The following is a 25036-nucleotide window of genomic DNA, read 5'->3' on the forward strand; positions in this document are numbered from 1 at the left end:
TTGAACCTATCGTCGAAGCACCAGCCAGCCAAAGGCGCCCAGTGAAAAAACCGAATAAATGAGGGACGGCGACGCCGCAGCCAGCCAGGGTTGCCACTGGTTGAGGTTGCCGATGTAGCCGAACACGTTGTTGAGCAGGAAAAAACTGATGCCGATCAAAACACCGCCAAACACATAGCCGGTGATGCTGCCCGAGCGGAAATGCAGGTAGGCAAAGGGCAGGGCCAACACCACCATGACTAGGCAACTCAGGGGATAAAACACTTTGCGCCAGAACTCGATTTCGTAGCGCTGGGCGGTCTGGTTGTTGGCTTCCAGGTGGCGAATGTAGGCAAACAGGTCGGCGGTGCGCATGCGCTCGGGTTTGAGCAGCGCCACCGACACCATTTCGGTGCTGATGCTGCTGGGCCAACGGAAGGTGTCCAGCTTGCTGCGGGTGATGCGCGCCGAAGCCAGCCCGGCGGTGTCGAATTCGCGCCGCTCCACCTGCATCAGTGTCCACGACTCGTCGGTTTCGATTTGTCCCGCCTTGGCCTGCACGGTGGACACCAGAAAGCCCTGGTTGTCGAACTCGAAAATACGCACATCGCCCAATTCACCTTGCGGCGAAAGCGAGCCCACATTGACCGAAAAATTGCTGTAGGCCTGCCGCTCTTTCAGCCAGGCGCCGGTTTGGCCCAGGCTGATGCGGCCCTGGTAAGAGGCCTTGAGCAACTGGGCCGTTTTGTCGGCCAACGGCGCCACGTAGTCGCCAATGGCAAACGTCAAGGCGACAAAGATGGTGCCCAGACCCAGCAAGGTGCGCAGCGCCCGCCAGGGGCCTAGGCCACTGGTGCGCAGAATGGTGTATTCCGAACCCTGCGCCAGCCGCGCCAGCACAAAAACCGAGCCAATCAGCACGGCAATGGGCATGAGTTCGTAGACCCGGCTCGGCATCAGCAGCAGCACGTAAAGCAAGGCGTGGCGAATTTCGTAGACCAGGTTGGCGTCCAGCGGAGACACACGACCCAGCGCGGGCAATTCTTCGACAAAGTCGAAGAAAAAGAACAGCGACAGAAACGCCAGGAGCACAAAGCCCACAGCCACAAAAATTTCTCCGTAGATCAGGCGGCGAATGGTCTTCATGCGCGAGCCTCCTGGGCACGCTGACCCTTGTCTCGCCAGGTGAGGAGCCAGTCTCGCAGGGTCAGGTTGTTGTGCCGCTTGGCCAGCCACAAGAGGGCCAGCACAAACACTGCGCCATGCAGCATGACCATGAATAGGCCCAAACCGACAAAACCTTTGGACACCCAGCTTTGGCCCAGATTGAGCAGGTTGTAATAAAACACGAACGCAAACAAGGTGAAGAACAGGTTGCCACCGCGCCCCGCGCGGGGGTTACCCGCCGTGGTCGCGAGTGCAATCAGCACAAAATTGAAGGCCGTCAAGGCCATGCCAACACGCCACCCCAACTCACCCAGATTGGCCTGGCTGGGGTTGCGAATCAGCTCCCAGCTGGGGCGCGCCTTCAGCCCTTGCGCGCTGCCGACCACCGTCTCGCCTTCACCCACGAGGGTGCCATATTCTTCAAACTCGCTCACGCGCAGACTGCTTTGGTCAGCAGCAATTTCAAGTCGCTGCCCGTTGTTGAGCATCAGCACCTGCTGTTCGTCAATCCATTCGATGCGACCCGAGCGCGCCGAGGTGATGGTTTCGCGGCCGTCATCTTCCTTGCTGGAAATGAAGATGTTGCGGCCCTCGGTGCCGTCGGCGGTGTCTTTGTCAATAAAGAACACGCGGCGACCGCTGGACGATTCCTGGAACTGCCCGGGCGCAATGCGTTCCAGGTCGCCACGTTTCTGGAAACGGCTGCGCAGTTCCTCGGTTTGCTGATTGGCCCAGGGCCATACAAAAAACACCATCAAGGAAATGACCAGCAAGATCGGCCAGGCGAAGCGCATCACAGGGGCCATAAACCCCCCCAGCGAACGCCCGCTGGCAAACCAGATGATCATTTCGCTGTCGCGGTACATACGCGAGAGCGTGAACACGATGGCAATGAACAGCGCCAGCGTCAGGATGGTGGGCATGCGCCCGAGCACGGTGTAACCCAGCACCAGCATGATTTCTTCGGGGTTGACGCTGCCACGCGAGGCCAGACCCAGCGTGCGAATCAGCAGCATGGTCAGCACGATGGTGAACAGCACCACCAGCGTGGCCCCGAAGCTGCGGGCCAGCTCTTTGCGAATGGAAGAATGGAATAACATTGAATGACAACAGGAAAACGCAATTATGGACTTCGAACTTAAATCCCTCTCGCCCGAACAAGCCGCCGCCATGGCTGCCGATGCCTTGCTGGTGCTGGTGCCCGATGCCCTGTCGGCCACGCCGCTGGCGGGTGCTCTGGCCACCCTCACGTCGGAAGCGGCCAGCAAGGGGGACCTGGAAGCCGGCCTGGGCAAAACGCTGTCTTGTTACCGTGTGCCAGGCATCAAGGCGAGCCGCGTGGTGCTGGTGCGTGCGGGCAACGGCTCAGCCGCTGCGGTGCTCAAGGCCGTCGCGGCCGGTTTGGCTTCGCTCAAACAGCCCAACATCAAGAAACTCGGTCTCGTGCTGAGCCTGCTGGACAACGACAACGGTGCGGTGCGTGCGGCGGTGCAAGCTTGTGCAGACGCCAGCTACACCTACACCACCACCAAGCCATCAGCCAAGGCGCGCGCGCTGCAACAGGTGGTGGTGGCGGTGGCCGATGCGTCGGCGGTTCAAGCGGCTTTTGATGCCGGCAAGGCCATGGTGACTGGCGTTGAGTTCGCCAAAGAATGGGCCAACCGCCCGGCCAACCACGCCACGCCCAGCATGCTGGCCGACGCCGCTCGCAAGATCGGGCGCAAGCCGGGCATGAAGACCGAGGTGCTGGGCCCCAAAGAGGTGGCCGCTTTGGGCATGGGTGCGTTCATGTCGGTGGCCCGGGGTTCGGTGGAGCCCCTGCGCTTCATCGTCATGCACTACACCGGTGCGGCAAAGTCCAGCGCGCCGGTGGTGCTGGTGGGCAAGGGCATCACGTTTGACACGGGCGGAATTTCCATCAAACCCGCTGCCGAAATGGACGAAATGAAGTTCGACATGGGTGGTGCGGCCAGTGTGCTCGGCACTTTTGCCGCGCTGGCCGAGCTGCAACCAGCCATCAACGTGGTGGGACTGATCCCCAGCTGCGAAAACATGCCCGACGGCCAGGCCGTGAAGCCCGGCGATGTGGTGACCAGCATGAGCGGGCAGACCATTGAAATTCTCAACACCGACGCCGAAGGTCGGCTGATCTTGTGTGATGCGCTCACCTACGCGGCCCGTTTCAAGCCCCGCAGCGTGGTGGACATCGCCACCCTGACTGGCGCCTGTGTGATTGCCCTGGGCGCCGTGCGCTCAGGTCTGTTCTCAGCGCACGACGACATCGCTGCAGCCCTGCAACAAGCCGGTGAAAGTGCGCTGGACCCTTGCTGGCGCATGCCCCTGGACGATGAGTACGCCGAAGGTCTCAAGTCCAATTTTGCCGACATGGGCAACGTGGCCGGGCGCGCCGGCGGCTCCATCACTGCCGCCAAATTTTTGCAGAAGTTCACAGCCGATCTGCCCTGGGCACACCTGGACATTGCCGGCACGGCCTGGAAAAGTGGCGCCGCCAAAGGCTCCACCGGTCGACCTGTGCCGCTGCTGTTGCAATACCTGCTGGACGAAGCGGCGCGGCCAGCGCCAGAAGCCAGCCACGAGCCCAAGAAAAAAGCCACCAAGCGCGCACGCAAGGCCTGAGCGGCTGGGACATTGGATACATCCAACATGACCGAGGTGGCTTTTCATTTCAATGCGCCTGACAAGCAAAGCTACGCTTGCCGCTTGTTGCGCAAGGGCTACCTGAAAGGTGCCCGGTTGGTGGTGCGTACCGATGCCCAGGCGCTGTCTGCACTGGACACCGCCTTATGGACCTTTGCCCAGGGTGAGTTCATTCCGCATGGCTGTGAAGGCGATCCGCCGATGGTGCTCCAGCGCTCGCCCGTTCAGCTGTACAGCGAACTCCCTGAAAGCCTGGAGGGCATCGAGTCCGCTGTCTTGGTGAATCTGAGCACCAGCTTGCCACCTGGGTACGCGCGCTTTGGGCGGGTGATTGAGGTGGTGACACAGGACGAGGACGACCGCTTGCAGGCTCGCGAACGTTGGCGAGCTTACAAACAGAGCGGTATTGAACCGGTTCGGCACGATCTGCAACTGGCCCCGCAGGACTGATGGAGACCGGGCTTGGCCTGCGTGTGTAGCGCATCGAACAGGTCTCGCACGGCATGCGTGGCGCTAATGAGGCATTCTTTGGTGTGATCGACCTGCGGGCAAACCCTTGAACACCCCCGCAGTTCCTGGTCGTTGCTGCAATAAAGTGATTTTTTAGAGTATCTTTATGAATGTGGAGAAAAAAGTTCCCTCCGCATTCCAACTTTCATTCCTTCCCGAGGATAACTATGCACCTGAACATGAAACTGGCCGTGATCGCAGCGGCTGTCGCTTTGGCCGCTTGCGGTAAAAAAGAAGAGGCTGCACCTGCTGCTGCTCCAGCTGCGGCACCCGCCGCTGTTGAAGCCCAAGTCATTAAGATTGGTCACGTCGGTCCCACCAGCGGTGGCATTGCTCACCTCGGCAAGGACAACGAAAACGGCGCCAAGATGGCCATCGAAGAGCTGAACGCAGCGGGCCTGATGATCGACGGCAAGCCCACCACGTTTGAGCTGCTGGCTGAAGACGACGCTGGCGACCCCAAGCAGGGCACCGCTGCCGCCACCAAGCTGGTCGATGCCAAGGTCGCAGGCGTGATTGGTCACCTGAACTCGGGTACCACCATTCCCGCTTCGCAGATCTACAACGACGCTGGCATTCCCCAGATTTCCCCCTCGGCCACCAACCCCAAGTACACCCGCCAGGGTTATGCGGGCGTGTTCCGCATGGTGGCTGACGACGTGCACCTGGGCGGCACGCTGGGTAAATACGCTGTGGAAACGCTGACCGCCAAAACCGTGGCCGTCATCGACGACCGCACCGCGTACGGCCAGGGCGTGGCTGACGAGTTCGAAAAAGGCGTGATCGCAGCGGGCGGCACCGTGGTGGGTCGTGAATTCACCAACGACAAAGCCACCGACTTCAACGCCATCCTGACCACCCTGAAGGCCAAGAAGCCTGACGTCGTGTTCTTCGGCGGTATGGACGCTGTGGCCGGCCCCATGCTCAAGCAAATGAAAGCGCTCGGCATCAACGCCAAGTTCATGGGTGGCGACGGCATCTGCTCCAGCGAGCTGCCCAAGCTGGCTGGCGACGGCATGGCCGACGACCAGGTGTACTGCGCTGAAGCCGGTGGTGTGGAAGGCGAGCAGAAAGCCGGCATGGACAAGTTCCGTGAAGACTTCAAAGCCAAGTTTGGCGCTGACGTTCAGGTGTACGCACCCTACGTTTATGACGCTGTGAAAGTCATGGCCAACGCCATGGTGACCGCCAACTCTGCCGACCCAGCCAAGTACCTGCCAGCCCTGAAAGCCACGGACTACAAAGGCGTGACCGGCAACATCGCTTTTGACGAAAAAGGCGACATCAAAAACGGCGCCCTGACGCTGATGACCTATAAGGCCGGTGCACGCACCACATTGGCCGTCATTCGCTGATTGCCGCCCTTGTGCTGTCAGCCCCGCAAGGTCTGACAGCCAGCCAAGAACCACCTTCGGGTGGTTTTTTGCATTTAGTCGGGTGATGTGAAGCTGATTACCAAGACCGAAACAAATTAAAGACTTACCGCATTTCTTTTTCTGCTCGATTGGTGAATCGTAGAGCACAAGACCGTCCTGGTGCAGCTCAGGAGGACGCTACTTCGTACACCTCTGCTCTTTACTGTCTGCGCTGATCTCCCTGTTTGAAGGAAACACCCCAGAAAGGCTCTCGCTGGTCTCGCCCTGGTAGCAAGGCAATAAATCGACGGGGACTTTGGCTCTGAAGTAGTAGATGTCGCTGCGCCTGTGCAGGGGAGTGTCTGAACATCTCATCGTCTTTCGTGAGAGACAGTCTATCGATGGTGTACCAGGCTGGTGTACCACTCAGAAACGAAAAAGCCCTTGAATCGCAACTATCCGTTTAGATTCAAGGGCTTACGTCATTTTTGGCGGAGAGGGCGGGATTCGAACCCGCGGTGGGGATAAACCCACACACGCTTTCCAGGCGTGCGACTTAAACCACTCATCCACCTCTCCAGGCAGCCCTGCATTATAGCAGGCGCCGCGGCTGATTTTTAAGGCGCTCGGTTGTGTGCCACCCAGAAATGATCGTTTTCAGTGCACAGAGGGCCCGTCGGCTGCCTTCTGCCATGCGTGCTGCCGCAGCACGTCCAGCGCAACATGTTCCAGCGCCTTTTCGTGGGTGCTGTTCAGAACCACCGGCGGTGCCACACCTGCCTGGAGGGCTTCGAGCCAGCGCAGCACGCACAGGCACCATCGGTCGCCGGGCTTCAGTCCAGAAAAGCGCCACTCGGGCCGGGGCGTCATCAGGTCGTTGCCTCGGCTGAGCGAATAATCCAGAAAGGCCTGGGTGACACGGGCGCACACCACGTGTGTGCCCAGGTCGCTTTCGTCGGTGCGGCAGCAGCCATCGCGAAAATACCCGGTCAGTGGGTCGTAGGAGCAGGGCAGCAGCTCTTCGCCCAAAACATTGCGGCTCATGGTTCGAGTGCGCCAGGTATTCAGCTGGGTTTTCCGGTGCCAATCATCTTCATGGCCGAGGTGATCAGGGCAGAGACTTCGGTCATGTTGCTGGGCACGATAAGTGTGGTGTTGGAATCCGCGGCCACTTTGCCATAGGCGTCCACCGCGCGTTCAGCCACTTTGAGTTGCACGGCCATTTCGCCGCCCGGTTGCCGAATGGCGGCCGCCACCCGTTCGATGGCCATGGCGGTGGCATTGGCCACTTCGGTGATCGCGGCGGCTTCGCCTTGGGCGTTGTTGATGGCAGCCTGTTTTTCACCTTCAGATCGGGCAATGAACGCCTCGCGTTCGCCGGTGGCGATGTTGATCTGCTCTTGGCGGCGGCCTTCGGAAGCTGCGATCAGCGCGCGCTTTTCGCGTTCGGCGGTGATCTGGGCCTGCATGGCGTGCAGGATTTCCTTGGGCGGGGTCAGGTCCTTGATTTCGTAGCGGAGCACCTTCACACCCCAGTTCAGAGCGGCTTCGTCAATCGCCTGCACCACTTGTGCGTTGATGATGTCGCGCTCTTCGAAGGTCTTGTCGAGTTCAAGTTTGCCGATCACGGAACGCAGCGACGTTTGGGCCAGTTGCGTGACCGCCATGATGTAGTTGGACGAGCCGTAGCTGGCGCGCATGGGGTCTGTGACCTGAAAGTACAGAATGCCGTCGACCTGGAGTTGGGTGTTGTCGCGCGTGATGCAAACCTGACTGGGCACGTCCAGCGGAATTTCCTTCAGGCTGTGCTTGTAGGCCACCCTGTCGATGAAGGGCACAAGGAAATTGAGCCCGGGCGCCAGTGAGCCGTGGTACTTGCCCAGGCGCTCAATCACCCAGGAGTTTTGCTGGGGCACGACCTTGATGGATCGGGTGATGAAGATCGCTGCAATAACAAACAGGAGAACGGCAAGTTCCATGGTGTGGGGGCTCTTTTTAGAGGTTGGTAAAAGGGCAGGGTAGTCGAGTTTCGTGACTGTGGGTGGGAACTGCGTTGGGGGTCAGACTTTTTCGACCACCAGGCGGTTCCCCAGCAGTTCAATGACGCGGTGAGCGCCGGGCTCGTTTGCGTTGCCGGGGCGCTGGACCACGCTCCACTGCGCGCCACGGTATTTCACGCTGGCCGTGCCATCGGCCAACCATTCGTCTACCTGAATGATTTCACCCACATCCAGGTTGACGCTGCGCATGGTGCGCACCGACGGGTCTGCGGGGTTGCGCTTTTTGCGGATGTACCAGCCGACCACCGCGGCTGAGCCCACCACAGCAGCGCAGACCAGCTGCACCGCCGTGCCAGCGCCGGCATGGGCAGCCAGGGCGGCGGCGGCCATGCCCACAGCCAGCATCAGCAGGTAAAACGTGCCCGTGAAAAGCTCCAGCGCCACCGCCGAGCCAGCCAGCAGCCACCAGAGTGTTGAATCAGACATACATCAGCCTTCCTATGGAACGAAAATAAGCGGGCGTCACGAGAAACCCCCATGGGTTGATATGTCAGGCTTGCGCCACATTCTGCGACAAAAGCCTGCCCGCACCGGGAGCGGCCTGCTGATTTCCGTACACTTCGCGCCTGCTTTGCCGCTTTTGGCTGCGTTGTGTTTTTTGCCCGCCCTTTTTTCTCACCTGAGTGCCCCTAGCAAGGCTGGAGATTGCCATGAAATTTCGCTTCCCCATCGTCATCATTGACGAGGACTTCCGCTCTGAAAACACCTCGGGTCTGGGCATTCGGGCGCTCGCGCAAGCCATTGAAACCGAGGGTTTTGAGGTGGTGGGCGTGACCAGCTACGGCGACCTCTCCCAGTTTGCCCAGCAGCAGTCGCGCGCCAGTGCGTTTATTTTGTCGATCGACGACGAGGAGTTCAGCCACGGCCCCGATCTAGACCCGGTGGTGCTGAATTTGCGCAAGTTTATTGAAGAGGTGCGCTGGAAAAACGCCGACGTGCCGATCTACATCTACGGCGAAACCAAAACCAGCCGCCACCTGCCCAACGACATCTTGCGCGAACTGCATGGATTCATCCACATGTTTGAGGACACGCCCGAGTTTGTGGCGCGCCACATCATCCGTGAAGCCAAGAGCTACCTGGAAGGGATTCAGCCGCCGTTCTTCAAAGCGCTGCTGGACTACGCCGAAGACGGCTCGTATTCCTGGCACTGCCCTGGCCACTCGGGTGGCGTCGCGTTTTTGAAGAGCCCGGTGGGCCAGATGTTTCACCAGTTTTTTGGTGAAAACATGTTGCGCGCCGACGTGTGCAACGCGGTGGAAGAGCTCGGCCAGCTGCTCGACCACAACGGCGCCATCGGCGCCTCCGAGCGCAATGCGGCGCGCATCTTCAATGCCGACCACTGCTTCTTCGTGACCAACGGCACCAGCACCAGCAACAAGATGGTGTGGCACCACACGGTGGCGCCAGGTGACGTGGTGGTGGTGGATCGAAATTGCCACAAGTCCATCCTGCACAGCATCATCATGACGGGCGCTATTCCCGTCTTTTTGAAGCCCACGCGCAACCACTACGGCATCATCGGGCCGATCCCGCAGAGCGAGTTCGAGATCGATTCGATCAAGGCCAAGATCCGCGCCAACCCGCTGCTGGCCGGTGTGGATGCCGACGCGGTCAAGCCGCGTGTGCTCACGCTGACGCAGTCCACCTACGACGGTGTGCTTTACAACACCGAGGCCATCAAGGAAATGCTGGACGGCTATGTGGCCAACCTGCATTTTGATGAGGCCTGGCTGCCGCACGCGGCGTTTCACCCGTTTTACGGCAACTTCCACGCCATGGGCAAAAAGCGGGTGCGTCCGAAAGAGTCTGTCGTGTACGCCACGCAGTCCATTCACAAGCTGCTGGCGGGCATCAGCCAGGCCAGCCATGTGCTGGTGCAAGACTCACAAAACGTGAAGCTGGACCGCCACCTCTTCAACGAGGCTTACCTGATGCACACCAGCACCAGCCCGCAGTACGCCATCATCGCCAGCTGCGACGTGGCTGCCGCCATGATGGAGCCACCCGGTGGCCGTGCCCTGGTGGAAGAAAGCATCATGGAAGCGCTGAACTTTCGCCGCGCCATGCGCAAGGTGGAGGCTGAGTTTGGTGAAGACGACTGGTGGTTCCAGGTGTGGGGCCCTGAGACGCTGGAAGAAGAGGGCATGGGCGAGGCCAGCGACTGGGTGCTCAACCGCAAACCCGACTGGCAACCGACCGACAACGACTGGCACGGTTTTGGCGACATGGCGCCGGGCTTCAACATGCTGGACCCGATCAAGGCCACCATCGTTACCCCAGGTCTGAATCTGGACGGCCAGTTTGCTGAAACCGGCATTCCGGCCTCCATCGTGACCAAATTTCTCGCCGAGCACGGCGTGGTCGTGGAGAAAACAGGCCTCTACAGCTTCTTCATCCTGTTCACCATCGGCATCACCAAGGGCCGCTGGAACACGCTGCTGACCGCCTTGCAGCAGTTCAAGGACGACTACGCCAAGAACCAGCCCATGTGGCGCATCCTGCCGGAGTTCTGCCAGAAGTACCCGCGCTACGAGCAGATGGGTTTGCGCGATCTGTGCCAGCACGTGCACACGCTGTACGCCAAGTACGACATTGCGCGGCTCACGACCGAGATGTACCTGAGCGATTTGACGCCAGCCATGAAGCCCACCGACGCGTTTGCGCACATTGCGCAGCGCACCACCGAGCGCGTGCCGATCGACGAACTGGAAGGTCGCATCACCACCAGTCTGGTCACGCCTTACCCGCCGGGTATCCCGTTGTTGATCCCCGGCGAGGTGTTCAACAAGAAGATCGTGGACTACCTCAAGTTTGCGCGGGAGTTCAACGCCCAGTGTCCTGGCTTCGAGACCGACATCCACGGCCTGGTCGAGGTGAAGGACGAAGAAGGCCGCAAACGCTACTTTGCCGATTGCGTCAAAGCGGGGTAACCTGTCAGATTCTTACCTGCACTGAAAGGAGTTTGAATGTTTCCTGAATACCGCGACCTGATCACCCAACTCAAGGGCCACGACCACCACTTCACCCGCCTGTTTGACAAGCACAACGCGCTGGACCAGACCATCAAAAACATGGAAGCTGGTATTGAAGCTGGTTCACAGTTTCAAATTGAGCAGTTGAAGAAGGAAAAGCTGCTGCTCAAAGACGAGTTGTACGAGATCTTGCGCAAAGCGAGTGCCTGACGCTGGTTGACGTGATCCCGAGGCCCCTGACGTGACCCACCGGTCGCTTCAGGGGCTTTTTTTCGTCTTCAGCGCCGGCGGGCGAGGGCGGTCAGCCGTCACGGCTGGCGGGGTGTTGGGGCGATTTCGGGTGTGAGTGTGTTCATGTCGTCGCGCACGCGCACGAAGCTGGCAAAACGGGGCAGGCCGCTAGCGTGCAGGCCGCGAAAACGGTAGGTTACCCAGGCACCCACTGCCGGCGGGTTGTGCCGCTGTGCATCGGTCAAGCCAGACCCCAGCCGAAACTGGCGGCCATCGGGTGTTTGCACCTGCAGCGCACCCAGGCTGTTGGCGTATTTGCCTTGGCCGGGCAGGTGGCCCGTCACCCGCGCTTCTGCGTCCTCGTGGGTCTTGACTTTCAGCAAGTCGTCGCTGCGCACCGCGCGGTACAGCGCGTCGCCCCGGTGAAGCATCAGGCCCTCGCCACCGTCGCGCACCATGCGGTCCAGCCGTTTCATCAGCTCGGCGTGGGTGCTGACTTTTTCTTGCTGCACCGCTTGCACCCAGGGCTGTGACAACTGGCCCACCAGTTGCTGGTAGGCGCTGATGCGCTGGGTGAAGGTGCCCGTGTGCGCAGGCAGGTCAAACACCATGAATCGGATGCCGCGCCAACCCTCTTCGTTGGGTGTTTGCTGGCGCACGGTGGACAGCGCTTGTTCAAACCGGCCGCGACCAGCCCACAGCTCGCCGTCCATGGGAACCGCGGGCCACCCGGCGGTGAACCAGCTGGGTGCCTGCACGGTCTGACCGCCACGGGTCAGCAAGCGCTGGCCGTCCCAGTAGCCGCGAAGACCGTCGTATTTTTCGCTGAGCCAGTAGGCTTCAAGCGGGGTGCCCAGCCGGTACACGCCCGAGAGCATGAGCGCTGGCGGCTGGTTGGGGTTGGCCCACGCCGCAGCCAGGGGCCAGCCAAGCCCCAGTGCCAACCCAGCGATCAGCAGGCGGCGCCTGCTGGAAGAGGTTGGCGCAGCCACGAGAACGTTGATGGCTGCGTTCAACGTGGGGTTCAGGCCACAGCGTCGCTGTCTCGGCTCACGCCTGCGGTGTGGCTGAAGCCACCGTCCACGTAGGTGATTTCTGCCGTGACGCCGCCAGCCAGGTCGGACATCAGGAACGCGGCCACGTTGCCCACGTCTTCAATCGTCACGTTGCGGCGCAGCGGCGACGCGCTGGCCACCATGCCGAGCAGCTTGCCAAAGTCTTTGATGCCGCTGGCAGCCAGGGTTTTGATGGGGCCGGCGCTGATACCGTTGACACGCATGCCCCTGGGGCCGAGCGACTCAGCCAGGTAACGCACCGACGCTTCCAGACTCGCTTTGGCCAGGCCCATGGTGTTGTAGTTGGGCACCGTGCGCAGGGCGCCCAGGTACGTCAGGGTCAGCAGGGCCGACTTGTTGTTCAGCATGGGCAGCGCAGCCTTGGCCATGGCCGGGAAGCTGTAGGCACTGATGTCGTGGGCAATGCGAAAGCTCTCGCGCGACAGGCCTTCCAGGAAGTCACCGGCAATGGCTTCGCGCGGTGCGAAACCGATGCTGTGTACAAAGCCGTCAAATTGCGGCCAGACCAGCGAGAGGTCAGCGAACATTTTTTCGATCTGCTCGTCAGAACCCACGTCGCAATCAAAGATCAGTTTCGAATCGAAGTCGGCAGCGAATTCGGTAATGCGGTCCTTGAAACGCTCACCCACATAGCTGAACGCCAGTTCGGCGCCTTGCTGGTGGCAGGCCTTGGCGATGCCATAGGCGATCGAGCGGTTGGACAGTACGCCCGTGATCAGCAATTTTTTGCCTGCGAGAAAACCCATTGTTCAATCTCCAAAGAAAATTCCAGCAGAATTGTCGCATGCGCATTACCCGCCACTTCCTTCGCTCCCGGACCCCCTTGGCGGTTGCTGCGTGGCTGGTCATGGCATGCCCTGCGGCATGGGCAGCCCACGGCTACGCACTGTGGGGCGACCTGAAGTATCCGGCCGGTTTTTCCCACTTTGAATACGTGAACCCCGCTGCGCCCAAAGGCGGTGACCTGAAGCTGGTGAGCAACCTGCGGGTGTCCACCTTCGATAAATACAACCCGTTCACCCTGCGGGGCAGCGCGCCGGCCTACCTGTCCAACCTGATGTTTGACACCCTGCTGGTGGGGGCGCTGGACGAAACCGGTGCCGGTTACGGCTTGCTGGCCGAAGATGTGGCGGCGGCGCCAGACGGCTTGTCGGTCACGTTCCGGTTGCGTAGCGCTGCGCGCTTTCACAACGGCGATCCGGTGCTGGCCGCAGACGTGAAACACAGTTTCGACACCCTCATGGGCCCGCACACGTCGCCCGCTTTCAAAACCATTCTGGAAGACGTGGCCGGGCTGGACGTGATCGACGAGCGCACCGTGCGCTACCGTTTCAAAAAGCCCAACCGCGAACTGCCTCTGACTGTGGGCGGCCTGCCGGTGTTCAGTCGGGCCTGGGGCAATGCCATCGACCCCAAAACGGGCCAGCGCAAGACCTTTGACCAGGTGGTGATGGACCCACCCATTGGCAGCGGGCCCTACAAAATAGGCCCGGTGCAGTTTGGCAAAGACATCACCTATGTGCGCGACCCGGCCTACTGGGCACGCGACCTGCCGGTGCGCCGTGGCAGCGCCAATTTCGACCGCATCCTGGTCAAAATTTACAAAGACAACACCGCCAAACTGGAAGCGCTGAAGGCGGGCGAGTTTGACTTGATGCGTTTCTTTTCAGCCGGAGACTGGGCGCGCCGTGTCAACGGCAAACGGTTTGATACGGGTGAGCTCGTCAAGGCCGAGCTCAAACACCGCCTGCCCACGGGTTTTCAAAGCTATGTGCTGAACACGCGCCGTGCCCCGCTGACCGATGTCCGCGTGCGCGAGGCGCTGGGTCTGGCCATGGACTACGAGTGGATGAACCGCCAGATGTTCTACAACGCTTACCAGCGTGTGCAGGGCCTGTTTGGTAACACCGACTGCTCGCCCACGGACACGCCCGGCACGGACGAACTGGCGCTGATGGCGCCCTGGCGCGGTCAACTGCCGCCGGCCGCTTTTGGACCCATGCTGGTGCCGCCGCGCACCGACGGCGCCAGCTCGCTGCGCGGCAATCTGCGGCGCGCGCAGGCCTTGCTGCGCGAAGCGGGCTGGACGGTGCAGGGCGGTCAGCTGCGCAACGCCCGGGGCGAGGCCATGGTGCTTGAGTACCTGGACAGCAACGAAACCGGCGCCCGTGTGGTCACGCCCTGGGCGCGCAACCTGGAAAAGCTGGGCATTGAACTCAAGTTTCGTCCGGTCGACTTTGCGCTGTACCAGCAGCGCTTGCGCACGTTTGACTTCGACATCATCTCGATCGCCTACGGCGGCACCCACAACCCAGGCGCGGAATACGCCGATCTGTTTGGCAGCCAAGCGGCCAAAACGGAAGACTCTGGCAACTTCGCCGGTGTGGCCAGCCCGGCGGTGGACGCACTCATTGCCCGCATGTCGAATGCGCCATCGAAACCCGAGTTTTTGGCCGCCTGCCGAGCGCTGGACCGCGTCATCAGCCACAGCCATTACCTGGTGCCGCAGTGGTCGGCCACCACCCACCGCATGGTGTACAACGCCTGGCGGCTCGCCCGACCCGCTGAGATGCCGCCCTACGCAGCCGGTGAAACCTGGGCCATCGACACGTGGTGGGCCAAATGAGGCCTCGCTCTGCGCTGTGCGCATCAATCTCCAAGGGGGCAACATCGGCGGCCCGGCAAAGCCCGTTGCGCGATGTTCTGGGTCGGCAGCGGCTTCTCCATGCTGTTGGCCTTGTCGGTTAAAACATCCCCTCTATGTGGTTCTACATTCTCAAACGCATTTTGCTCATGATCCCGACGCTGTTTGGGGTTTTGTTGCTCACGTTTGTGGTGATCCAGTTTGTGCCCGGTGGCCCGGTTGAGCAGTACCTGGCCGAAGCGCGAACCGGGCAGGGCGGTTCTGCCGAAGGCGGGTCGGTGTACCGCGGCGCCCAAGGCGTTGACCCGCAGCGGCTGGAGCAAGTCAAAGCCCTGTATGGCTTTGACAAACCGGCGCACGAGCGTTTTTTCCAGATGGTCGGCCAGTTTGCGCGGTTTGACTTGGGCACCAGCTTTTTTCAAAACAAGGCCGTGTCCGAGCTGATTGTGGAAAAACTCCCGGTGTCCATCAGCCTGGGCTTGTGGACTTTCTTTATCAGTTACCTGGTTGCCGTGCCCCTGGGTGTGGCCAAGGCGGTGCGCGCGGGGTCGCGGTTTGATCTGGTCACCACCCTGCTGGTGCTGATTGGTTACGCCATTCCCGGCTTTGTGCTTGGCGTGGCTTTGCTGGTGATTTTTGGTGGCCAGCTGCAGTGGTTTCCGCTGCGCGGGCTCACCTCGTCCAACTGGGAGGAGCTCAGCTGGGCGGCGCGCATTGTGGACTACCTGTGGCACATCACCCTGCCCATCACCGCCATGGTGCTGGGCAGTTTTGCCGTCACCACCATGCTGACCAAAAATGCCTTTCTGGAAGAAATACGCAAGCAATACGTGATGACAGCGCGGGCCAAAGGCTTGAGCGAGCGCCAGGTGCTGTGGAAACACATTTTTCGCAACGCGCTCATTCCCATCGTCACCGGTTTTCCCAGTGCGTTCATCGGCGCTTTTTTTGCGGGCTCGTTGCTGATCGAAACCCTGTTTTCGCTCGACGGGCTGGGCCTGTTGAGCTTTGAGAGCGTGATACGGCGCGATTACCCCGTGGTGCTGGGCACGCTGTTTTTGTTCACACTGATCGGGCTGGTGACGAAACTGATCTCCGACCTTTGCTACGTCTGGGTCGACCCCCGCGTGAAGTTCGACTGATGGCCCCGACAAGTTCTGCATCGCCTTCTCGTCGCGCCTGGCAGCGCTTCAAGCGCAACCGCCTGGGCTATTGGAGTTTGGTGGTCTTTTGTGTGCTGGTGGTCGCCAGCCTGTTTGCCGAGCTGCTGTCCAACGACCGGCCGCTGATGGTGCGCTACGAGGGAAAAACCTATTTCCCCATCGCTCAGAGTTACCCGGAAACCACGTTTGGTGGCGATTTCGAAACCGCCACCGACTACCTGGACCCCTATATCCGTGAACAAATCACTCGGGGTGACAACTGGGCCGTGTACGCGCCCAACCCCTACGGCCCCAAGACGCTCAATTACTTTGCCAAAGAGCCCAACCCGTCAGCGCCCACAAGTGACAACTGGCTGGGTACCGACGATCGGGGGCGCGACCTGCTGGCGCAGCTGATCTACGGTTTTCGCGTCAGTGTGTTGTTTGCCTTGGCGCTCACCTTCATCGGCGTGGTGCTGGGCGTTGTCACCGGCGCCATTCAGGGCTTTTTTGGGGGCAAGACCGACCTCGCTTTCCAGCGCTTCATTGAAATCTGGGGCTCCATGCCCGAGCTGTACCTGCTCATCATTTTTTCTGCCGTGTTTGCGCCCAGCATCAGCTTGCTGCTGATCTTGCTTAGTCTGTTTGGCTGGATGGGCCTGAGCGACTACGTGCGCGCCGAATTTTTGCGCAACCGCCAGCTGGACTACGTGCGCGCAGCGCGTGCCATGGGTCTGTCCAGCTGGCAGATCATCTGGCGCCATGTGCTGCCCAACAGCCTCACGCCGGTGGTCACGTTTCTGCCGTTTCGCATGAGTGCGGCCATCCTGGCGCTCACTTCGCTGGACTTTCTGGGGTTGGGCGTGCCGCCGGGCACGCCTTCCCTGGGCGAGCTGTTGAGCCAAGGCAAAAACAACATCGATGCCTGGTGGATTTCGATGTCCACCTTTGCCGTGTTGGTGGTCACGCTGCTGCTGCTCACCTTCATGGGCGATGCGCTGCGCGATGCACTGGACCCTCGAAAGGCCGATAAATGACGGAGCGCTCAAGCCCGGCCGCCAAAGAGCCCCTGCTGCAGGTCACCGGTTTGAGCGTGGCCTTCGGTGGACACGCGGTGGTGCGAAACATCGACTTTTCCATTGCGGCGGGTGAAAAGCTGGCCTTGGTGGGAGAGTCTGGGTCGGGCAAAACCGTGTCGGCGCTTTCGCTTCTGCGCCTGGTGCACAACGCGCAAGTCAGCGGCTCTGCTTTGCTGCAGGGGCGCGACCTGCTGCAGATGAGTGAACACCAGTTGCGCGGTGTGCGTGGCGACGAGGTGGCCATCATCTTCCAGGAACCCATGACGGCGCTCAACCCGCTTTACACCGTGGGCGACCAGATCGGCGAGGTGCTGCAACTTAAAAAAGGTTTTACGCCGCGCCAGGCGTTGGCCGGCACGGTGGAACTGCTGGCTTCCACCGGCATTCCCGAACCGGCTCGCCGCGCTGGCGCTTATCCCCACCAGCTCAGCGGCGGCCAGCGCCAGCGCGCCATGATCGCCATGGCGCTGGCGAGCCAACCCAAGCTGCTGCTGGCCGACGAGCCCACCACGGCGCTCGACGTGAGCCTGCGCGGCCAGATTCTGGATCTGTTGGCCGACTTGCAGCGCCAGCACGGCATGGCCGTGCTGCTGATCACGCACGACTTGAACCTGGTTCGGCGCTTTGCCGATCGGGTGGCGGTGATGGAGCGCGGGCTGTTGGTGGAGCAGGGCGCTGTCGCCGACGTGTTTGCCGCGCCGCAACACCCCTACACCCAGATGTTGCTCGCCAGCAGGCCGGAACGCGATGTGGTGGAAGCCGCCGTCGTATCTGCTGCACCCCCGGTGTTGCAGGCCCGGCAGATGCGGGTGAGCTATCCCGTGCCGCTGCCGGGCATCAAAGGCTGGTTCAAAAAAGGCGCCTATGTGGCAGTGCAGGGCGCTGACCTGGACTTGGCACCGGGTCAAACGCTGGGCGTCATGGGAGAGTCTGGCTCGGGCAAATCCACCCTGGCACTGGCAGCACTCGGCCTGCTGCCGCACCAGGGCAGCCTGCAAGTCACGGGTACCGATTGGGCCGAGGCGCAGAGGACAGGCCAAAGCCGGTCGCTGCGCCAGCGCATCCAGGTGGTGTTCCAAGACCCGTTTTCATCGCTCTCACCCCGCATGACCATCGAACAGATCGTGGGCGAAGGCCTGCTGGTTCACGAGCCGGAACTGCGGCAAGAGCAGCGGCGCCAGCGCGTGGTGGCCGCACTGGCCGAAGTGGGTCTGGTGCAAGACCCCACCCAGGCCGGCGACTGGTTGCAGCGCTACCCGCACGAGTTTTCAGGCGGGCAGCGCCAGCGGTTGGCCATTGCCCGAGCGCTGATCGTGGGCCCGCAAGTGCTGGTGCTGGACGAACCCACCAGCGCGTTGGACGTGACGGTGCAAAAACAGGTGCTCGCCCTGCTGCAGCGCCTGCAGCGCGAGCGCGGGCTGAGCTATTTGCTGATCACGCACGACGTGGACGTGATTCGCGCCATGGCCCATGACGTGCTCGTCATGAAAGATGGCCAGGTGGTGGAGCACGGTTTGGTGCAACAGGTTCTTCAGCAGCCCGCCCATCCCTACACACGTACGCTGGTTCAAGCCGCCGCTTGAGCTGCCGGGTGCGCGTGCTGGCATCCGCTCGTTTGGGTCTGCGTTGTTCTTGCTCGCCTTCAGGCGCTGCCTCGCTTGCGCAAGGCTTGTGTCGGCGTGCGGTCATACTTGACTTTTATCAACCCCCAGTTTGCGCCGAACCACTATAAAAGCGGGTTCCGCCCGGCTGCCGTGCCCCATGGAAATTCGAATGAACGACCACCCCTCTTCTGCGCCCAACATGCCCGTCCCCGTTTCCCTGGGCTCACCCTTGCGCTGGCTGGCGCTGGGGTGGGCCGATTTGCGCCGCAACCCTGCTCCAGGTCTGTGGCACGGTTTGCTGCTGGCCGCTGGCGGCTGGCTGCTGCTGTGGGGCGCGCGCGACCAGTTCTGGCTGCTGGCCGGTGCTTTTTCGGGTTTCCTGATCGTGGCGCCGATTCTGGCCACCGGCCTTTACCACGTGAGCCGGGCGTGCAACAGCGGGCGTTGCGTGGGCATGCCCGAAGTGATCGCCCTCTGGCGCTCCGGCGACGGTCGCCTGGTTCGATTCGGTTTGTTGCTCGGGCTGGCCGGCACCGGCTGGGTGCTCACCTCGGCAGGTTTGATCACGCTGTGGTCGCCCGAGCCCATCCACAAACCCATCGATTTCCTGCGCCATGTGGTGCTGGTGCGTGACATCGGCCTGTTTGAGGCCTGGTTGCTGCTGGGTGCCCTGCTGGCCGCACCGGTGTTTGCATCCAGCGTGGTGGCCATCCCCATGCTGGTTGACACATCGGTCCCCGTCAGCATGGCGGTGGCCGAGAGCTGGCGTGCCGTGGCCAATCACCCGGCACCCATGGCGTTTTGGGCTGTGCTGATCGGGCTGTTGGTGGGCGTGGGCATGTTCACCGCGCTGTTGGGCTTGGTTGTGGTCATTCCGCTGATTGCCCATGCCAGTTGGCACGCTTACTGCGACCTCACGATGAGACCCGTTTCTCTGCCCAGCGGCATCGAGTCGACTGGCGGAGGCTGAGCCATGGAAACGACCCTGTTTGGTTACACGGAAGGGCAAATCGCCCAATTCGGCCTCACCTTCGGTGTGGGTGCCTTTATTTTGTACATGCTGTTCATCGTGTTAAATCTGGCGCGGGAATCCAAAGCCGGCAAGTTCGGCACCTTCATTCTGTTTCTGGTGCTCTCGTTTGGCATGTTGGGATTCATGGCCAAGAACCTCATTCAGTGGGTCTTGGGCATCTGATCGGTTCGCGCTGGCCTGCGCCCGATTGCCTATCCGGCTTGCATGACGCCGCCCGTTGCATGTAGCGGAACATGCCTCGCTGCTGCGTCCCTCAGGGTTCAGCGAAGTGCCCCCTGTTTGAACGCCGCGCAACTTGCAAATCACCCCTTAACCGGGTTATAATGCGAGCTTCACGACCAAATGGGCGGGTTACTACCGGCCCATTTTTTTTGGCCGAACGCTTTTACCCCCACGCAAACCCTTAGGGCAGACACCACACACAATGGCTTGGCAAGAAACCGTAGAGCAAACCGTCACTGGACTGGGTTTTGACCTGGTGGAGCTTGATCGCTCTGGCAGTGGTTTATTGCGCGTGACTATTGATTGGCCTTGGCAAGCGCCGCAGGCTGGTGAAGCCGCTCCGGTGGAGCGCTTTGTGACCGTGGAAGATTGTGAAAAAATCACCCGCCAGCTTCAGTACTTGCTGGAGGTGGAGGGGCTGGAATACCGCCGCCTTGAGGTGGGTTCGCCGGGTATCGATCGACCGCTCAAGCGTGAAATCGACTACATCAGGTTTGAAGGTCACGTGGTGGATCTCACCTTGAAGGCGCCGATTGGCGTTACCGCCTCCGATGTGTCGGCCAACCGGAAAAAATTTCGCGGCACGCTCGAACGTGCTGAAGACGGCGTGCAGTGGCAAGTGGTCTGGAGCGATGCCCCTGAGGTGAAGCCGGGTGTGCGCGTCAGCAAGAAGCGTGTACCGCCACCGCTGCAGGCGCTGGTGTTCACCTTGGACGATGTCCAGCAGGCACGGCTGGCGCCTATTGTGAGTTTCAAGGGTCGACAGGCTCCAGGTGTCGCTGACGCCGAATGACTGGTGCGCCGCGCGCAAACGAATGCGAATAATTGTGTTGATTCTGAAAAAGATATCCGGAAAGGTGGGCGAGTAAATGAACCGCGAAATGTTGATGCTGATTGATGCCATCTCCCGCGAGAAGAACGTCGAACGCGACGTGGTGCTCGGTGCGGTGGAGCTGGCGCTGGCCTCGGCCACCAAGAAACTCTACAAAGGCGACGTGGACATCCGCGTGGCCATGAACCCGGACGACGGCTCCTACGAGACCTTCCGCCGCTGGTTGGTCGTGCCCGATGAAGCCGGTCTGCAAAACCCCGATGCTGAAGAGCTGCTGACCGATGCCCGCGACGAACTCGCGGACATCGAAGAGGGTGATTTCATTGAGAAGCCCGTGGAAAGCGTGCCGATCGGCCGCATTGGTGCCATGGCAGCCAAGCAGGTGATCCTGCAAAAAATCCGCGATGCCGAGCGCGAAATGCTGTTGAACGATTTCATGTCGCGTGGCGACAAGATTTTTGTCGGCACCGTGAAGCGCATGGACAAGGGCGACCTCATTGTCGAGAGCGGTCGCGTCGAAGGCCGCCTGCGTCGCAGCGAAATGATCCCGAAGGAAAACTTCCGTACGGGCGACCGCGTGCGCGCCATGATCATGGAAGTGGACCTGACCCTGCGCGGCGCTCCCATCCTGCTGTCGCGTTCCGCCCCCGAGTTCATGATCGAGCTGTTCCGCCTGGAAGTGCCTGAAATTGAGCAGGGTCTGCTGGAGATCAAGACCTGTGCCCGCGACCCTGGTTCGCGCGCCAAGATCGCTGTTCATACCCTGGACAAGCGCATTGACCCGATTGGCACCTGTGTGGGTGTCCGCGGTTCGCGCGTCAACGGTGTCACCAATGAGCTCGCTGGCGAGCGCGTTGACATCGTGCTGTGGAGCGAAGATCCCGCCCAGTTTGTGATTGGTGCTTTGGCTCCTGCCAACGTCCAGTCCATTGTGGTGGACGAAGAGCGCCACGCCATGGATGTGGTGGTGGACGAGGAAAACCTGGCCATCGCCATTGGCCGTGGTGGTCAAAACGTGCGTCTGGCGTCTGAGCTGACTGGCTGGCGCATCAACATCATGACCGCCGACGAGTCGGCGCAAAAGCAGGCTGAAGAGGCCGACGGCATTCGCAAGATTTTCATGGCCAAACTGGATGTGGACCAAGAGATTGCCGACATCCTGATCGAGGAAGGTTTCACCAGCCTCGAAGAGGTGGCGTACGTGCCGATCCAGGAAATGCTTGAAATTGAATCGTTCGATGAGGACACCGTCAACGAACTGCGCACCCGTGCAAAGGATGCCTTGCTCACCATGGAACTCGTCCGGGAAGAAAGCGTTGAAGAGGTTTCGCAAGACCTGCGCGATCTCGATGGCGTCACCCAGGAGCTGGTGGCCAAACTGGCTGACGGCGGGATTCACACCCGCGACGAGTTGGCCGACCTGGCCACCGACGAATTGACCGACATCACCGGACAAACGCCTGAAGAGGCTACCGCGCTGATCATGCTGGCCCGCGCTCACTGGTTCGCCGGTGACGAAGCGCAACCCACGACCTGACCAGCGGAGGCCCCAGCGGAGAAAAGAACCTATGACCAGTACCACCGTCGCCGAATTGGCTGCCGAGCTCAACAAACCCACGTCCCTTTTGCTGGAGCAACTCTCCGCATCCGGGGTACCCAAGACATCTGGAGCCGATCCGCTTTCGGAAGCGGACAAGCAGACGCTGCTGGGTCACCTCAAGGCCAGCCATGGCACGGCCAGTGCCGAGCGCAAAAAGATCACCCTGGTGAAGAAGTCCACCTCGGAGATCAAACAGGCCGATGCCACTGGACGTGCGCGCACCATTCAGGTGGAGGTGCGCAAAAAGCGCACGTTCATCAAGCGGGACGACGAAGTCGTGGTGCCTGAAGCGGTTGTGGACCACGTCGAAGCGGTGGAACCCGTCTCGGTGGTGGACACGGCTGAACTGGCCCGGCGCGAGGAAGACGCACGCCGTCAAGCCGAGTTGCTGCGCCGCCAGGAAGAAGAGTTGGCCCAAAAACGGCGCGACCGTGAAGCTGAGGAAAGCAAGCAGGCCGAGGCTGAAAAAGCCCGCGCGGCCGCTGAAGCTGCACAGGCGGCGGCTGCTGCCGAAGCCGCTGCTGCCGCGAAAGTCGCAGCCGCCACCGAAGCGCCGAGCGCCCCGACTGAGGAAACGCTGGCCGCTGACGCCGCGAAGCGCGCTCAGGTCAAAACAGACACGCTTGAGCGTGAGTCCGCTGCGCGTGTGCTGGCAGACAAGAACGCCGAGGTCAAGCGTGCAGAAGAACTGCGTGCGCAAGATCTCGTGGAGCGCCGCCGCAAAGCCGAGGCCGAAGCTGCGAATATTCGCGCCATGATGGCGGCTCCTGCCAAGACGATGGTGGCCAAAAAGCCAGAACCCACGCCAGACCCCAAAGCCGGGATCAAAGGGACGCTGCACAAGCCTGCTGGCACGCCTGTCAAGCCGGCCGCCGCGGCGGGTGCTGCTGCGCCAGCCACCGCTGGCAAGAAGGAAGTCAAGTCTGAGAACCTGTCTTCCACCTGGAAAGACGACGCTGCCAAGAAGAAGGAAATCAAGACCCGCGGCGACACCAGCGCAGGTCGTTCCAACTGGCGCGGTGGCCCCCGTGGTGGCGGCGGCCGCCGTGGCGACCGCGATTCGCGCGGCGACCATGGTCAGGGTAATTTTGTGGCTCCGACCGAAGTCAAGATCATCGAGGTGCATGTGCCCGAGACCATCACGGTCGCCGAGCTTGCGCACAAGATGAGCTTGAAGTCGTCCGAGGTCATCAAGCAATTGATGAAGCTGGGTCAGATGGTCACCATCAACCAGCCGCTGGACCAAGACACCGCCATGATCGTGGTGGAAGAGCTGGGTCACAAGGCGTTGGTCGCGGCGCTGGACGATCCAGAGGCCTTCACCGACGACGATTCAACCCAGCTGCAAGGTGAACTGCTGCCGCGTGCGCCTGTGGTGACCGTGATGGGTCACGTTGACCACGGCAAGACCTCGTTGCTGGACTACATCCGTCGAGCAAAAGTGGCCGCGGGCGAAGCCGGCGGTATCACGCAGCACATTGGCGCCTACCACGTCGAAACCCCGCGCGGCATGGTGTCGTTCCTTGACACTCCCGGTCACGAGGCCTTCACCGCCATGCGTGCCCGCGGTGCGCAAGCCACCGACATCGTCATTCTGGTGTGTGCGGCGGACGACGGCGTCATGCCCCAGACCAAAGAAGCCATCAAGCACGCGAAAGCGGCCGGTGTGCCGATCGTGGTCGCGCTGACCAAGATCGACAAGCCGGGCATCAACCTGGAGCGCGTGCGTTCCGAGCTGGTGGCCGAAGAGGTGGTACCCGAGGAGTTTGGCGGCGACGTGCCCTTTGTGGGCGTGTCGGCCAAGACCGGCGAAGGCATCGACGCTCTGCTGGAGCAGGTGTTGCTCCAGGCTGAGGTGCTGGAATTGAAGGCGCCTGTGGAAGCCATGGCCAAGGGCTTGGTGATTGAGGCCCGCCTGGACAAAGGCCGTGGCTCGGTGGCCACCGTGCTGGTGCAGAGCGGTACGCTCAAAACCGGTGACGTGGTGCTGGTTGGCCAGACCTCGGGCCGTGTGCGCGCCATGCTGGACGAGAACGGCAAGCCCATCAAATCCGCTGGTCCTTCGATCCCGGTAGAAATCCAGGGTCTGTCTGAAGTGCCTCAGGCTGGCGACGACTTCATGGTGATGACCGACGAGCGCCGCGCTCGCGAGATCGCCACCTACCGTGCCGGCAAGTTCCGCAACACCAAGCTGGCGCGCCAACAGGCCGCCAAGCTGGAAAACATGTTCACCGACATCTCTGCTGGTGAAGTCAAGGTGTTGCCCATCATCGTCAAGGCCGACGTGCAGGGTTCGCAAGAAGCGCTGGGCGCTTCGCTGCTCAAGCTGTCGACCGACGAAGTCAAGGTTCAGCTGGTGTTTGCCGGTGTCGGTGGCATCAGCGAGAGCGACGTCAACCTGGCTATCGCCTCCAAGGCGGTTGTGATCGGCTTCAACGTGCGCGCCGATGTGGGCGCACGCAAGCTGGCTGAGGGCAACGACGTGGATCTGCGTTACTACAACATCATTTACGACGCCGTGGATGAGTTGAAGGCGGCCATGTCCGGCATGCTGGCACCTGAAAAGCGCGAAGAAGTCATCGGTTCTGCCGAAATTCGCACGGTGTTTGTGGCCACCAAGATTGGTACCGTGGCGGGCTGTATGGTCACGTCGGGCCAGGTCAACCGCAACGCACACTTCCGCTTGCTGCGCGACAACGTGGTGATCTACACCGGCGAAATCGACACCCTCAAGCGTTTGAAGGACGATGTGCGCGAAGTCAAAGAAGGCTTCGAGTGCGGTATCAAGCTCAAGAACTACAACGACATCAAAGAAGGTGATCAGCTGGAGTTCTTCGAAGTCAAGGAAGTGGCCCGCACGCTGTAAGCG

General features: G+C 61.1%; 21 protein-coding genes and 1 tRNA gene. 14 read left to right on the plus strand and 8 right to left on the minus strand.

Features of this window, described 5'->3' with window-relative positions:
- Positions 1-6 precede the first annotated feature (6 nt).
- Together lptG and lptF are read right to left on the minus strand one after the other, a co-directional pair.
- On the minus strand, positions 7-1125 hold the full coding sequence (gene lptG, locus AC0GNR_RS13790; RefSeq protein ID WP_472901504.1) for an LPS export ABC transporter permease LptG: 1119 nt from the start codon (positions 1123-1125) through the stop codon (positions 7-9).
- On the minus strand, positions 1122-2246 hold the full coding sequence (gene lptF, locus AC0GNR_RS13795) for an LPS export ABC transporter permease LptF (protein ID WP_472901505.1): 1125 nt from the start codon (positions 2244-2246) through the stop codon (positions 1122-1124). Before lptF ends, lptG begins: the two co-directional genes overlap by 4 nt.
- A 25-nt stretch (positions 2247-2271) precedes the next feature.
- On the opposite strand from lptF, the gene AC0GNR_RS13800 reads away from it, so the two are divergent.
- The 3 genes from AC0GNR_RS13800 (at position 2272) to AC0GNR_RS13810 (ending at position 5669) form a co-directional block, all read left to right on the plus strand.
- On the plus strand, positions 2272-3783 hold the full coding sequence (locus AC0GNR_RS13800; protein WP_472901506.1) for a leucyl aminopeptidase: 1512 nt from the start codon (positions 2272-2274) through the stop codon (positions 3781-3783).
- Between the two features lie 27 nt (positions 3784-3810).
- Positions 3811-4254 carry a DNA polymerase III subunit chi gene (locus AC0GNR_RS13805; protein ID WP_472901507.1) on the plus strand — a complete coding sequence of 148 codons (444 nt, stop codon included), beginning with the start codon at positions 3811-3813 and terminating at the stop codon, positions 4252-4254.
- Positions 4255-4493: 239 nt separating this feature from the next.
- On the plus strand, positions 4494-5669 hold the full coding sequence (locus AC0GNR_RS13810; RefSeq protein ID WP_472901508.1) for a branched-chain amino acid ABC transporter substrate-binding protein: 1176 nt from the start codon (positions 4494-4496) through the stop codon (positions 5667-5669).
- Positions 5670-6158: 489 nt separating this feature from the next.
- On the opposite strand, the gene AC0GNR_RS13815 is transcribed toward AC0GNR_RS13810, so the two are convergent.
- From AC0GNR_RS13815 to AC0GNR_RS13830, 4 genes are all read right to left on the minus strand, one after another.
- A tRNA-Ser gene (locus AC0GNR_RS13815) sits at positions 6159-6248 on the minus strand.
- Between the two features lie 78 nt (positions 6249-6326).
- On the minus strand, positions 6327-6713 hold the full coding sequence (locus AC0GNR_RS13820) for a DUF2237 family protein (protein ID WP_472901509.1): 387 nt from the start codon (positions 6711-6713) through the stop codon (positions 6327-6329).
- A gap of 20 nt (positions 6714-6733) precedes the next feature.
- Positions 6734-7648, minus strand: a complete 915-nt coding sequence (locus AC0GNR_RS13825; protein ID WP_472901510.1) for an SPFH domain-containing protein — start codon at positions 7646-7648, stop codon at positions 6734-6736.
- A gap of 81 nt (positions 7649-7729) precedes the next feature.
- Positions 7730-8155, minus strand: coding sequence for an NfeD family protein (locus tag AC0GNR_RS13830; RefSeq protein ID WP_472901511.1), 426 nt, complete (start codon positions 8153-8155; stop codon positions 7730-7732).
- Between the two features lie 224 nt (positions 8156-8379).
- Between AC0GNR_RS13830 and AC0GNR_RS13835 the strand changes: the two genes are divergently transcribed.
- Both AC0GNR_RS13835 and AC0GNR_RS13840 read left to right on the plus strand, forming a co-directional pair.
- Entirely contained in the window at positions 8380-10662 is a 2283-nt protein-coding gene (locus tag AC0GNR_RS13835; RefSeq protein WP_472901512.1) for an Orn/Lys/Arg family decarboxylase, read from the plus strand.
- Between the two features lie 36 nt (positions 10663-10698).
- Positions 10699-10914, plus strand: a complete 216-nt coding sequence (locus tag AC0GNR_RS13840; RefSeq protein WP_472901513.1) for a YdcH family protein — start codon at positions 10699-10701, stop codon at positions 10912-10914.
- Positions 10915-11012: 98 nt separating this feature from the next.
- Here AC0GNR_RS13840 and AC0GNR_RS13845 read toward each other — a convergent pair whose 3' ends face one another.
- Complete coding sequence (locus tag AC0GNR_RS13845) at positions 11013-11927, minus strand: DNA ligase (RefSeq protein ID WP_472901514.1); 915 nt, start codon at positions 11925-11927, stop codon at positions 11013-11015.
- 32 nt (positions 11928-11959) lie between these two features.
- Complete coding sequence (gene fabI / locus AC0GNR_RS13850) at positions 11960-12757, minus strand: enoyl-ACP reductase FabI (protein ID WP_472901515.1); 798 nt, start codon at positions 12755-12757, stop codon at positions 11960-11962.
- A 101-nt stretch (positions 12758-12858) separates the two neighbouring features.
- Between fabI and AC0GNR_RS13855 the strand changes: the two genes are divergently transcribed.
- The 9 genes from AC0GNR_RS13855 to infB all read left to right on the plus strand — a co-directional run bounded on the left by AC0GNR_RS13855 (position 12859) and on the right by infB (position 25033).
- Positions 12859-14637, plus strand: a complete 1779-nt coding sequence (locus tag AC0GNR_RS13855) for an extracellular solute-binding protein (protein ID WP_472901516.1) — start codon at positions 12859-12861, stop codon at positions 14635-14637.
- 134 nt (positions 14638-14771) lie between these two features.
- Complete coding sequence (locus AC0GNR_RS13860) at positions 14772-15797, plus strand: microcin C ABC transporter permease YejB (RefSeq protein ID WP_472901517.1); 1026 nt, start codon at positions 14772-14774, stop codon at positions 15795-15797.
- Positions 15797-16834: an ABC transporter permease gene (locus AC0GNR_RS13865; RefSeq protein WP_472901518.1), complete on the plus strand. Its 1038-nt coding sequence runs from the start codon at positions 15797-15799 to the stop codon at positions 16832-16834. Before AC0GNR_RS13860 ends, AC0GNR_RS13865 begins: the two co-directional genes overlap by 1 nt.
- Positions 16831-18459: an ABC transporter ATP-binding protein gene (locus AC0GNR_RS13870; protein ID WP_472901519.1), complete on the plus strand. Its 1629-nt coding sequence runs from the start codon at positions 16831-16833 to the stop codon at positions 18457-18459. The genes AC0GNR_RS13865 and AC0GNR_RS13870 overlap by 4 nt, the downstream gene beginning before the upstream one ends.
- 190 nt (positions 18460-18649) lie before the next feature.
- Entirely contained in the window at positions 18650-19450 is an 801-nt protein-coding gene (locus AC0GNR_RS13875) for a DUF2189 domain-containing protein (RefSeq protein WP_472901520.1), read from the plus strand.
- Between the two features lie 3 nt (positions 19451-19453).
- A complete protein-coding gene (locus AC0GNR_RS13880) occupies positions 19454-19675 on the plus strand; it encodes a DUF2788 domain-containing protein (protein WP_472901521.1) in 222 nt (73 codons plus the stop codon).
- Positions 19676-19937: 262 nt separating this feature from the next.
- Positions 19938-20528, plus strand: coding sequence for a ribosome maturation factor RimP (gene rimP / locus AC0GNR_RS13885; RefSeq protein ID WP_472901522.1), 591 nt, complete (start codon positions 19938-19940; stop codon positions 20526-20528).
- Between the two features lie 76 nt (positions 20529-20604).
- Positions 20605-22104, plus strand: coding sequence for a transcription termination factor NusA (gene nusA, locus AC0GNR_RS13890; RefSeq protein ID WP_472901523.1), 1500 nt, complete (start codon positions 20605-20607; stop codon positions 22102-22104).
- Between the two features lie 31 nt (positions 22105-22135).
- Positions 22136-25033, plus strand: a complete 2898-nt coding sequence (gene infB, locus AC0GNR_RS13895; RefSeq protein ID WP_472901524.1) for a translation initiation factor IF-2 — start codon at positions 22136-22138, stop codon at positions 25031-25033.
- Positions 25034-25036 lie beyond the last annotated feature (3 nt).

It is taken from the genome of Hydrogenophaga sp. LT287 (assembly GCF_055702805.1).